This is a genomic window from Achromobacter piechaudii NBRC 102461 (assembly GCF_001571245.1).
Lineage (GTDB): Bacteria > Pseudomonadota > Gammaproteobacteria > Burkholderiales > Burkholderiaceae_B > Achromobacter > Achromobacter piechaudii.
This window is the reverse complement of record NZ_BCTK01000008.1, coordinates 14,029-25,965: the sequence shown is the minus strand read 5'-3', so window position 1 is coordinate 25,965 and position 11,937 is coordinate 14,029. Positions and strand designations below refer to the sequence as shown.

Annotated in this window: 7 protein-coding genes; 5 read left to right on the top strand and 2 right to left on the bottom strand. The window is 65.6% G+C overall.

What is annotated here, in order from left to right; all coding sequences use genetic code 11:
- Positions 1 to 2: 2 nt before the first annotated feature.
- Positions 3 to 1,172 (bottom strand): efflux RND transporter periplasmic adaptor subunit, encoded by a 1,170-nt coding sequence (locus tag API01S_RS19920; RefSeq protein ID WP_050728908.1) that lies wholly within the window; start codon positions 1,170 to 1,172, stop codon positions 3 to 5.
- Between the two features lie 151 nt (positions 1,173 to 1,323).
- Between API01S_RS19920 and API01S_RS19915 the strand changes: the two genes are divergently transcribed.
- A complete protein-coding gene (locus API01S_RS19915) occupies positions 1,324 to 2,265 on the top strand; it encodes a hypothetical protein (RefSeq protein ID WP_061305916.1) in 942 nt (313 codons plus the stop codon).
- Between the two features lie 41 nt (positions 2,266 to 2,306).
- On the opposite strand, the gene API01S_RS19910 is transcribed toward API01S_RS19915, so the two are convergent.
- Positions 2,307 to 3,554: an NnrS family protein gene (locus API01S_RS19910; RefSeq protein WP_061305915.1), complete on the bottom strand. Its 1,248-nt coding sequence runs from the start codon at positions 3,552 to 3,554 to the stop codon at positions 2,307 to 2,309.
- Between the two features lie 250 nt (positions 3,555 to 3,804).
- On the opposite strand from API01S_RS19910, the gene API01S_RS19905 reads away from it, so the two are divergent.
- The 4 genes from API01S_RS19905 to narH all read left to right on the top strand — a co-directional run bounded on the left by API01S_RS19905 (position 3,805) and on the right by narH (position 11,936).
- The gene (locus tag API01S_RS19905; protein ID WP_061305913.1) at positions 3,805 to 5,052 is read left to right on the top strand and encodes an MFS transporter; all 1,248 of its coding nucleotides are present in this window, start codon (positions 3,805 to 3,807) and stop codon (positions 5,050 to 5,052) included.
- A gap of 37 nt (positions 5,053 to 5,089) precedes the next feature.
- Complete coding sequence (locus API01S_RS19900) at positions 5,090 to 6,475, top strand: NarK family nitrate/nitrite MFS transporter (RefSeq protein ID WP_061305911.1); 1,386 nt, start codon at positions 5,090 to 5,092, stop codon at positions 6,473 to 6,475.
- 149 nt (positions 6,476 to 6,624) lie between these two features.
- Positions 6,625 to 10,371 (top strand): nitrate reductase subunit alpha, encoded by a 3,747-nt coding sequence (locus API01S_RS19895; RefSeq protein ID WP_061305909.1) that lies wholly within the window; start codon positions 6,625 to 6,627, stop codon positions 10,369 to 10,371.
- A complete protein-coding gene (narH, locus tag API01S_RS19890; protein ID WP_061305907.1) occupies positions 10,368 to 11,936 on the top strand; it encodes a nitrate reductase subunit beta in 1,569 nt (522 codons plus the stop codon). The genes API01S_RS19895 and narH overlap by 4 nt, the downstream gene beginning before the upstream one ends.
- The last annotated feature ends 1 nt before the right edge of the window (position 11,937 follow it).

Below are 11,937 nucleotides of genomic sequence, written 5' to 3'. Positions count from 1 at the left end.
ATTCAACTCAGGGGTTCGACGATCTGGACGTTGCGGCCGTCGTGCAGGCGGTCCACGCCTTCGACCACGACGCGCTCGGCGGGCGCCAGCCCGGCCTGCACGACGACGTGGCCCGCATTGGCCGCGCCCAGCTGCAACACGCGGCGCGTGGCGCGGGCATCATCACCGATCACGAAGACGAACGCGCCTTCCGAGCCATACTGCACGGCGGCCGACGGGATCGTGACCGCGCTGTCCTGCTGGACGACGGCCAGCCGGATGTTCACGAACTGGTTGGGAAACAACGATTCGTCGGCGTTCTCGAAACGGGCGCGCAGCCGCACGGTGCCGCTGGTGGCCTGGATGCGGTTGTCCAGCGCTTCGAGCGTGCCTTCGGCCAGCAGGCGGCGGTCATCGGCATCCCAGGCCTGCACGCGCAGCACGGCCGTGCCGGCCTGCGCCTGGCGCAGCAGGTCCAGCCGCGTTTCGGAAATGCTGAACAGCGCTGAAATAGGCGCGGTCTGCACCAGCGTGGTCAGCCCGTCGGCATCGTTGGCGCGCACATGGTTGCCGGCGTCGACGCGGCGCAGCCCGATGCGGCCATCGTGCGGCGCGACGATGCGGGTCAGGTCCAGCAGCCGCTGCGCGTCGGCCACCTGGGCGCGGTTCAGTTCGCGCTGCGCGCTGTACGCGCGCACCTGCGCCTGGGCCGTGTCCAGCTGCTGCCCGGCCACCGATTCCTGACGAGCCAGCTTGCGATAACGTTGCAGATCGGCCTGCGCGTTGTCGAGCAGGGCCTGGGTACGCGCCAGCTCGCCTTCGGCGGCCGCCAGCGCGGTCTGGTAGGGGCGCGGGTCGATCTCGGCCAGCAACTGGCCGCGCACAACGCGCTGACCCTCGGTGTAATAGAGGCGCATCAGTTCACCTTCCACCTGGCTGCGCAGCACCACCTGGTTCAGCGAAGTGATCGTGCCCAGCGCATGCAGCTCGCGCTGCAAGGGGCCGACGCGGGCGGCGGCGACGCTGACGGCAACGGGAATCTGGCCGTAGTCGGGAGGGCGCGGGGCGGGCGGGCCCTGACTGCCTGTCATCCACCACGCGATGGCCACCAGCACGGCCAGCAGCAAGGCGGCGGCGCATAGGATCAGGCGGGGGCGGCGGGGGGCAGGGCCCGTGGAAGGGGGCAGGGACATCGGGGCTGCCAATCTTGGGGGTGTTGCGGACAGCCGAGATTCTATATTAATAATAATGATTAGCGTTATTGATTGAATAAGACAGGAACGCGGCGCGCGAATCGTTTAGAGTGGCGGCTAATTTCATCAGCCGGTTTGCAAGGAGCAGGTCATGGGCGAGCATTCACTAGAAACCCCGCGTCAGTTATTCGAACGTCTACAGGCAAGGCTGGAAACGGAACGCGGCCGCCTGGATCAATGGCAAGCGATCGAGGCCGAGTACCAGCGCAAGTACACCGAAGGGCTGGCGCCGCTTGAGACCAAGCTGCACGAGCTGCGCATGAAGCTCGTGCTGTGCTTTGACCACGCGTACAAGAACATGGGCCTGTCCAAGGCCGAACGCGAATTCGTGTCCGAGCTGGTGACCGAGTTTTCCGCCGAATTGCTGTTGCTGGACGCCAAGGGCGAGCTGCCGGCTGGCTGCGACGCGGCGCGGCTCAAGACGCTTTACAAGAAGCACAGCGGTTTGGACTACGACGAGGCCTCCGCCGATGAAAGCGAAGACGCCAAGGCCGAACTGATCGAGGCGCTGGAGCTGGACCCGGACACCGATCTGTCGACCTTCACGCCGACGCAGTTGCTTCGCATCATCCAGGACCAATTCGAGGACGAGGAAGCCGAAGACCTGCTCGCCATGGCGCGCGCGGCCCTGCGCAACACCACGCCCAATGCGGTGGCCTGGCAGGCGATGCAGGACGAGGAAGCGGCGCGGCGCAAGCAAGGCACGCCGGACCTGACGCCGCTGGCGGACGTGCCGGATGCCGGCCTGCCGCAAGCGAACGCCACGCTACAGGCGCAGCTGGACGAAGTGCTGCATCTGGCCAGCTACGCGGAAGAGGGCTTCAAGCTGCGCTATGACCTGGACCCCTTCGCCTCGTTCGACCCGGAGACGGTGCTGGAAGAACTGGACGCCGACATCGTCGACATCCAGGAGTACATCAGCGAACTGGAACACGAGGTCATGCAATTCTCGGACGAGGGCCAGTTGAAGGCGTGGCTCAAGGCGATGCGCCGCGAAGTGGCGGCCATCGAGCGCCGCGAAGGACGCGACTGATCCGTTAGGCAGCGCCGGGGCCAAAACCCCGGCCGCAGCCCCTAGCCGCGCGGACGCGCAACCGGCATCATCCGCATCATCGGCGCCGCCGGCTTGGCGGCGTCGGCGCGCGGGCGGACCATCAGCGGAACAAAGCGCCACAAATACAGGCCCATCGCCAGCACCCAGGCGCTGGTGGCGGCATGCAGCAGGCCCATGCTGGCCACGCTGGGCCACAAGGCCGCCAGCCGCAGCAGCGCCGCCACGATCATCAGCACGAAACTGGCGACCATGCTCCGGTCGGTCTGCAAGGGCCGGCCCAGGTGACCCAGCGCGGTGCGGGTCACCATGCCCACGATCAATACGGAAAACCCCGCCACGCCGATGACGTGCGCGGGCCAGGCGGGCCGGATGACGATGCCGGCCAATTGCGCCGCGCCCACCACCAGGCCCGCGCCCAGCCCCAGGTATCCGGCGTAAAGAATCCACAACAGCGGCACGCGCCGCACCGCCCAGGGTTTCCAGGTCAGCCATTGCCATAGCGCGATCAGGCCGGTGGCGGCCAGCGCCAGCGCCGCTGCGTTTGGCTGTCCGGCCAGCAGGCACGCGATGGCGACTACGCCCGTCGCCAACTGCCAATGGCCGCTGCGGGTCTGCGCCGGGATGTCCAGGCCCGTCACCGCGCGCTTGGCGAAGAACGGAATGACTCGGCGCGCGATCAGCAGGGTCAGCACCGCCATGCACAGCAGGCCGGCATTGAAGTAGCGCATCAGCGCCGGATAGTCGCCTTGCGCCGCCGCCCACAAGTACAGCGCGTTGGTCGCGGCCAGCCCCAGCATCAGGAACGGCACGCCCGCGTTGCGCTGGTTGCGCGTGACCCAGACGGCGCGGCCCAAGGCTGCCGCGCCCCACACGAAGAACGTCAGATCCGCCACGATGGCGACGACGAACGCGGGCCGTCCGGGCATCAGATACCCGATGCGCGCCACGATCCACAAGCCGCATAGCACCGCCAAGGCATTGCCGCGCAAGGGATTCTTGCCGGTCCAGTTAGCCCCCGCCGTCAGCAGGAAACCCACCGCGATGGTGGCGACAAAGCCCCACAGCATTTCATGGGCGTGCCAGAACACGCCGCCCAGCAAGCCGGTGATGCGGGCCGGCGCGTGGACCCATAGCCAGACGGACACCAGTGCCCAGAAGCAGCCCGCCAGGTACAGCGGCCGAAAGCCCATTTCAGTAAACGCGCGCCATTGCGGGCGAGGGCGGGCAGGGGCTGCGGCCGGTTCATCAATGGTCAGCAAGGGGGGCATGGCGGTCGCTCGGTTTTTTAAGGTGTATTGTGAATACATATTAAGCCTGAGTGCGCGCTGGCCAAAAGGGGCGGGCTTGATCCAGCGCAAACGCGGGGCACGAACCCGAGTGACTAGGCACATCGGCATGGGGCAAATGGTCGGCCGGCGAATGGTCGGGGGGGCGGCGCGTGCCTAGGCTGACGACATGTGTTCGTGAGCCTAAGCGAGAGTAACCATGACAGCAGCAACAACCCCGTCCGGCAGGCCGATGCGGGTCCTGATTTCAAGTACGTTCGCCTTCACCATCTGCTTTGCGGTATGGATGATCTTCGCGGTGCTGGGCATTCCGATCAAGGCGCAACTGGGCCTGTCGGAAACCCAGTTCGGCCTGCTGGCCGCCATGCCGGTGCTGACCGGGTCCCTGGTGCGCGTACCGCTGGGCATCTGGACCGACCGTTACGGCGGCCGCCCCGTTTTCTTCATCCTCATGCTGCTGGCGGTGGTGCCGATCTGGCTGCTGTCCTACGCCACCGAGTATTGGCAGTTTCTGGTGCTGGCCCTGTTCGTCGGCCTGACCGGCGGTTCGTTCTCGGTCGGCACGCCCTATGTGGCGCGCTGGTTTCCGCGCAACAAGCAGGGCCTGGCGATGGGCGTGTTCGGCGCGGGCAACTCCGGTTCGGCCATCACCAAGTTCGTCGCGCCCGCGTTGATCGCGGCGGCGGGCGGCGCGTGGGTGATCGTGCCGCAGGTCTACGCGGTGGCGCTGCTGGTGACGGCGGTGCTGTTCTGGATGTTCTCGGCGTCGGACCCGGCGCACCGCGTCACGCGCGGCGCCAGCCTGTCGGCACAGTTCGCCATGCTGCGCGACCCGCGCGTCTGGCGCTACTGCCAGTACTACTCGGTCGTGTTCGGCGGCTATGTGGCGCTGGCGTTGTGGATGACCAAGTACTACATCGGCGAATACGGTTTCGACATGAAGCTGGCCGCACTGCTGGCCGCCTGCTTTTCCTTGCCGGGCGGCGTCTTGCGCGCGCTAGGCGGCTGGATCTCGGACCGCTACGGCGCCTACAAGACCACGTGGTGGGTGATGTGGGTGTGCTGGGTCGCGTTCTTCCTGCTCAGTTATCCGCAAACCCAGTTCACCGTGATGACGGCCAACGGCGCGCGGCAATTCGGCATCGCGCTGGGCCCGGTCACCTTCACCGTGCTGCTGTTCATCGTCGGCATCGCGATGGCCATCGGCAAGGCCTCCGTCTTCAAGTTCATCTCGGATGAGTTCGGCGAAAACATCGGCGCGGTGTCCGGCATCGTCGGCCTGGCGGGCGGCATGGGCGGCTTCATCTTGCCCATCCTGTTCGGCGTGCTGCTGGACCTGACCGGCGTGCGTTCCAGCGCGTTCATGCTGCTGTACGGCACGGTCTGCGTGTCGCTGATCTTCATGCACTTCAGTTTCCGACCCGAAAGCACGGCACTGGGCCAGGCCCAGGCCGCCACCGCGGGCAAGCAAGCCGCGTAAGTCCCCATTCCCCAGCCCCTACCTTGCAGAGCCTTCTATGTCCACTCAAGTCCTGACGCGTTGGGAGCCGGAGAACCCCGGCTTCTGGAAGCAGACCGGCGCCCGCGTCGCCAATCGCAATCTCTGGATCTCCATCCCCGCGTTGATGCTGGCGTTCAGCATCTGGATGCTGTGGAGCGTGGTGGTCGTCAACCTGGACCGCGCCGGCTTCATGCTGTCCAAGAACCAGCTGTTCTGGTTGACGGCGCTGCCTGCGTTGTCGGGCGCCACGCTGCGCATTTTCTATTCGTTCCTGGTGCCGGTGTTCGGCGGGCGCAAGTGGACGGCGATCTCGACGGCGTCCTTGCTGGTGCCCGCGCTGGGCATGGGTTTTGCGCTGCGCGACCCGACCACCTCGTTTCCGACCCTGCTGATCCTGGCGCTGCTGTGCGGCCTGGGCGGCGGCAATTTCAGTTCCAGCATGGCCAACATCAGCTTCTTCTTCCCCAAGGAAAAGAAGGGCCTGGCGACCGGGCTGAACGCCGGCATCGGCAACCTGGGCGTGTCGCTGGTGCAGTTCGTCGTGCCGGTGGTGATCTCGGTGGGCGTCTTCGGCGTAGCTGGCGGCGCGCCGCAGGAGATCACCGTCAATGGCGCGCAGCAGAACCTGTGGCTGCAAAACGCCGGCTTCATCTGGGTGGTGCCGATCGCCATCGCGGCGGTTGCGGCCTGGTTCGGCATGAACGACATCGCCGACGCGCGCGCGTCCTTCGCGGACCAGGCGGTCATCTTCAAGCGCAAGCACAACTGGCTGATGTGCTGGCTGTATGTGGGCACGTTCGGCTCGTTCATCGGGTTCTCGGCGGGCTTCGCCATGCTGACCAAGACGCTGTTCCCGCAGGTCAACCCCATGGCGTATGCCTTTTTGGGACCGCTGGTGGGTTCGCTGACGCGGCCCGTGGGCGGCTGGGTGTCGGACAAGCTGGGCGGCGCGCGCGTCACGCTGGCCACCTTCGCCGGCATGATCGCGGCGGTGCTGGGCGTGATGGTCTTCCTGCCCGTGGCGGGGCAGGGCGGCAACTTCAACGGCTTTCTTGCAATGTTCATCGTGCTGTTCGCGCTGACCGGCGTGGGCAATGGCTCGACGTTCCGAATGATCCCCGTGATCTTCCTGCGCGAACGCACGCAGGCCGCGGCCGGCCAGGGTCCGGCCGGGCAGAAGCGCGCGCTGGCCGAGGCCGCCAAGGAGTCCGCTGCCGTGCTGGGCTTTTCGGGAGCCATCGGCGCGTATGGCGGCTTCTTCATTCCGCGCAGCTTCGGCACCTCGCTGGAAATGACGGGCGGCGTGCAGGCGGCGCTGCTCTGCTTCATCGGCTTTTACGCCACCTGCATGGTGATTACGTGGTGGTTCTATGCGCGCCGCAATGCGCCGGTGCCGTGCTGAACGCGCGCGCGCGGCCCGGTGACTAGTCACTCTGCCGCGCCCCGCCTGGCCCTCCGGCGAATGGTCGGGGGACGGGTCCCGCCCTACAGTCAATCCAACAGCAACGATCGCAGTACGCGCCGCCCCGGCGGCGCTTTTGGAGAAACACGATGAGTCACTTCCTGGACCGGTTGAAGTTCATGTCCCGGGTCAAATCCACCTTTGCCGATGGTCACGGCGAAACGGTCAATGAAGACCGCAGGTGGGAAAACGCCTATCGCGGCCGCTGGCAGCACGACAAGGTGGTGCGCTCCACCCACGGCGTGAACTGCACGGGCTCGTGCTCGTGGAAGGTCTACGTCAAGAACGGCCTGATCACCTGGGAAACGCAGCAGACCGACTACCCCCGCACCCGGCCCGACCTGCCCAACCACGAACCGCGTGGCTGTCCGCGTGGCGCGTCGTACAGCTGGTACGTGTATTCGGCGCAGCGCGTGAAGTACCCGATGATCCGTGGCCGCCTGATGCAGATGTGGCGCGAGGCCCGCAAGACGATGGACCCCATCGCCGCCTGGGAATGGATCAGCCAGAATCCCGAGCGCGCCAAGCGCTACAAGTCGGTGCGTGGGCTGGGCGGCTTCGTGCGCGCCGATTGGGACACGGCCACGGAGATCATCGCCGCCGCCAACGCGCTGACCATCAAGAAGTTCGGCCCCGACCGCGTCATCGGCTTTTCGCCGATTCCCGCGATGTCGATGGTCAGCTACGCGGCCGGCGCGCGCTACCTGAGCCTGCTGGGCGGCGCCTGCCTGAGCTTCTACGACTGGTATTGCGACCTGCCGCCCGCCAGCCCGCAGATCTGGGGCGAGCAGACCGACGTGCCGGAATCGGCTGACTGGTACAACTCCACCTACCTGATGGTGTGGGGCTCGAACGTGCCGCAGACCCGCACACCGGACGCGCACTTCTACACGGAAGTCCGCTACAAGGGCACCAAGACCGTCGCCGTGTCCAGCGACTTCGGTGAAATGGTCAAGTTCGGCGACATCTGGCTCGCGCCCAAGCAGGGCACCGACGCCGCGCTGGCCATGGCCATGGGCCACGTCATCCTGAAAGAATTCCATCTGTCGGCCACCCCCTCGCCGTATTTCCGCGACTACGTGCGCCGCTACACCGACATGCCCATGCTGGTGTTGTTGAAGCCACGCGACGGCTTTTACGCACCCGACCATTTCCTGCGCGCCTCGCATCTGGACGGCGCGCTGGGCGAACAGAACAACCCGGACTGGAAGACGCTGGTGCTGGACGCACACAGCGGCGATCTGGTCGCGCCTAACGGCAGCATCGGCTTTCGCTGGGGCGAAGGCGCGGTCAACAACGGCGAAAAAGTGGGCCGCTGGAACCTGGAATCGCGCAACGGCGGCAACGGCGCGGACATCGAACCGACCTTGAGCCTCTTGGGCGAGAACGCCGAAACCGTCAGCGTCGGCTTTCCTTACTTTGGCGGCGAACACGACGACGTGTTGGTGCGCAACGTGCCGGCCCGCCGCATCCGCCTGGCCGATGGCAGCGACGCGCTGGTCGCCACCGTGCACGACCTGCAAATGGCCAACTACGGCCTGGATCGTGGCCTGGGCGGCGGCAACGTCGCCACATCCTACGACGATGACGTGGCCTACACACCGGCCTGGCAGGAAAAGCACACCGGCGTGCCGCGCGCGCAGGTGATCCAGGTGGCGCGCGAATTCGCGCAGAACGCGCACGACACCGAAGGCAAGTCGATGGTGATCGTGGGCGCGGGGCTGAACCACTGGTACCACATGGACATGATCTACCGCGGCATCATCAACATGCTGATGATGTGCGGTTGCGTGGGCAAGAGCGGCGGCGGCTGGGCGCACTACGTGGGGCAGGAAAAGCTGCGCCCGCAATTCGGCTGGGCTCCGCTGGCGTTCGCCTCCGACTGGGTGCGCCCGCCGCGCCAGATGAACGGCACGTCCTTCTTCTACGCGCACACGAGCCAATGGCGCCATGAAAAGCTGAACGTGCAGGAAGTGCTTGGCCCCACGGCCGACCGCGCCAAGTACGGCGACTTGTCCATGATCGACCTGAACGCGCGCGCCGAACGCATGGGCTGGCTGCCCTCCGCGCCGCAACTGCGCACCAACCCGCTGGACCTGGTGGCCGAGGCCGACGCCGCAGGCAAGGACCCCATCGCCCACGCCGTCGAACAACTGAAGTCGGGCGCGCTGAAAATGTCGTGCGAGAACCCGGACGACCCCGCCAACTTCCCGCGCAACATGTTCGTCTGGCGCTCCAACATCCTGGGCTCCAGCGGCAAGGGTCACGAGTACTTCCTGAAGTATCTGCTGGGCACGCAGAACGCGGTGTTCGGTGATGAAGACGCCGCCATCAAGCCCACGGAAGTCACGTTCGAGGAAGATGCCGCCGAAGGCAAGCTGGACCTGTTGACGGTGCTGGACTTCCGCATGAGCACCACCTGCCTGTACGGCGACATCGTGTTGCCCACGGCCACCTGGTACGAGAAGGACGACCTGAACACGTCCGACATGCACCCCTTCATCCATCCCCTGAGTGAAGCCGTGCAGCCGCTGTGGGAAAGCAAGACGGATTGGGAAATCTACAAGCTGCTGGCCAAGAAGTTCAGTGAGATCGGCGGCCCCTACCTGGGCAAGCGCCGCGACCTGGTGCTGACGCCGCTGATGCACGACACGCCCGGAGAGCTGGGCCAGGCCTTCGAGCCGCGCGACTGGAAGCTGGGCGAATGCGATCTGGTGCCCGGCAAGACCGCGCCGTCGATGACGGTGGTCGAGCGCGACTACAACGACATCTATCGCAAGTTCACGTCGGTGGGGCCCTTGCTGGACAAGCTGGGCAACGGCGGCAAGGGCATCAACTGGAACACCGAGCACGAGGTGCACGAGCTGGCCGGCATCAATGAAAGCGTGCGCGACGAAGGCGTCAGCCAAGGCCGCCCGCGCCTGGACACCGCGATTGACGCCGCCGAGATGATCCTGACCTTCGCGCCCGAAACCAACGGCCACGTGTCGGTCAAGGCCTGGGAAGCGCTGGGCAAGATCACCGGGCGCGACCACACGCATCTGGCCGTGGGCCGCGAGCACGACAAGATCCGCTTTCGCGACATCCAGGCGCAACCGCGCAAGATCATTTCCGCTCCGACCTGGTCGGGCCTGGAAAGCGAAGAGGTCAGCTACAACGCCGGCTACACCAACGTGCACGAGCTGATTCCATGGCGCACGCTGACCGGTCGCCAGCAGTTCTATCAGGACCATCGCTGGATGCTGGACTTCGGCGAGGGCTCGTGCGTGTACAAGCCCGCCATCGACACCAAGACCGTCGCGCCGATGCTGGGCAAGTACCCCAACGGCGAGAAGGAACTGGTGCTCAATTGGCTGACTCCGCACCAGAAGTGGGGCATCCACAGCACCTATTCCGACAACCTGCGCATGCTGACCCTGAGCCGTGGCGGCCCGCACGTGTGGGTGTCGGAAACGGAAGCCAAACAGGCCGGGCTGGTCGATAACGACTGGGTGGAAGTGTTCAACGTCAACGGCACCCTGACCGCGCGCGTCGTCGTCAGCCAGCGCGTGCCGGTGGGCATGTGCCTGATGTACCACGCGCAGGAAAAGATCGTGAACGTGCCCGGCGCGGAAACCAGCGGCAAGCGCGGCGGCATACATAACTCGGTCACGCGCACGGTGCTCAAGCCCACGCACATGATCGGCGGCTACGCGCAGCAGGCCTACGGCTTCAACTACTACGGCACGGTTGGCGCCAATCGCGACGAGTTCGTGGTGCTGCGCAAGATGAAGAAGGTGGACTGGCTGGAAGGCCCGCTCGTTGAAGAACCGCAACAAGAAGAGAAGCAATCATGAGGATACGCGCCCAAATCGGCATGGTGCTGAACCTGGACAAGTGCATCGGCTGCCACACGTGTTCGGTCACCTGCAAGAACGTCTGGACCAGCCGCGATGGCGTGGAGTACGCCTGGTTCAACAACGTGGAAACCAAGCCCGGCATCGGTTACCCCAAGGAATGGGAGAACCAGGACAAGTGGAAGGGCGGCTGGAAGCGCACCGCCGCTGGCAAGCTGGAACCGCGCCAGGGCGGCAAGCTGCGCATCCTGGCCAACCTGTTCGCCAACCCGAACCTGCCCGCCATCGACGACTACTACGAACCGTTCACCTTCGACTACGAGCATCTGCAGAACGCGCCGCTGTTGCAGACGCCGCCCACCGCGCGCCCGGTATCGGTGTTGACCGGCAAGAAGATGGACAAGATCCATTGGGGCCCGAACTGGGAAGACGACCTGGGCGGCGAATTCAGCGCGCGCAGCCGTGACGCCTTGTTCGAAGGCGTGCAGAAAGAGATGTACTCGACCTTCGAGAACACCTTCATGATGTACCTGCCGCGCCTGTGCGAACACTGCCTGAACCCGGCCTGTGTCGCCAGCTGCCCGTCCGGTTCGATCTACAAGCGTGAAGACGACGGCATCGTGCTGGTGGACCAGGACAAGTGCCGGGGCTGGCGCATGTGCATCTCGGGCTGCCCGTACAAGAAGATCTACTACAACTGGAGCAGCGGCAAGGCCGAGAAGTGCACGTTCTGCTATCCGCGCATCGAGGCCGGCCAGCCCACCGTGTGTTCGGAAACCTGCGTGGGGCGCATCCGTTACCTGGGCGTGCTGCTGTATGACGCCGACCAGATCGAGAACGCCGCCGCCACCGCCAACGAGCAGGACCTGTACGAATCGCAGCTGAGGCTGTTCCTGGATCCGCATTCGCCCGAGGTGATCGCCGCCGCGCGCGAGCAGGGCATCCCGGAATCGTGGCTGGAAGCGGCCCGCCAATCGCCCGTCTACAAGATGGCCGTGCAATGGCGCGTGGCCTTCCCGCTGCACCCGGAATACCGCACCTTGCCGATGGTCTGGTACATCCCGCCGCTCTCGCCCATCCAGACGGCTGCCGAGGCCGGCCAGATGCCGCAGCGCACGCTGGGCAAGAGCGCGATGATTCCCGACGTGTCCAGCCTGCGCATTCCCGTGCGCTACCTGGCCAACCTGCTGACGGCCGGCGAAGAAGCGCCCGTGCTGCAAGCGCTGGAACGCATGCTGGCGATGCGCGCCTACAAGCGCTCGGAAACGGTGCACGGCGAACGCGACACCGCCTTGCTGGAACAGGTGGGACTGACCGAAGCCATGGTGCAGGACATGTACCAGATCATGGCCATCGCCAACTACGAAGACCGCTTTGTCGTGCCCAGCAGCCACAAGGAAATCGTCGAAGACAGCTTCAACGAAAAAGGCAGTTGCGGCTTCACCTTCGGCAACGGTTGCTCGGGCGGCGTGTCCGAGACGACCTTGTTCGGCCGCAAGCCGCAGGGCAGCGAGATCTTCATCGAGATGCCCAAATCCCGCAAGAAGGCCGCCCAGGCGCGCTAGG

Excerpts from the sequence above, each read along its gene's own strand:
- API01S_RS19895 (WP_061305909.1), top strand. The coding sequence starts at position 6,625 with ATGAGTCACTTCCTGGACCGGTTGAAGTTCATGTCCCGGGTCAAATCC.
- API01S_RS19915 (WP_061305916.1), top strand. The coding sequence starts at position 1,324 with ATGGGCGAGCATTCACTAGAAACCCCGCGTCAGTTATTCGAACGTCTA.
- API01S_RS19910 (WP_061305915.1), bottom strand. The coding sequence starts at position 3,554 with ATGCCCCCCTTGCTGACCATTGATGAACCGGCCGCAGCCCCTGCCCGC.
- narH (WP_061305907.1), top strand. The coding sequence starts at position 10,368 with ATGAGGATACGCGCCCAAATCGGCATGGTGCTGAACCTGGACAAGTGC.
- API01S_RS19920 (WP_050728908.1), bottom strand. The coding sequence starts at position 1,172 with ATGTCCCTGCCCCCTTCCACGGGCCCTGCCCCCCGCCGCCCCCGCCTG.
- API01S_RS19905 (WP_061305913.1), top strand. The coding sequence starts at position 3,805 with ATGCGGGTCCTGATTTCAAGTACGTTCGCCTTCACCATCTGCTTTGCG.
- API01S_RS19900 (WP_061305911.1), top strand. The coding sequence starts at position 5,090 with ATGTCCACTCAAGTCCTGACGCGTTGGGAGCCGGAGAACCCCGGCTTC.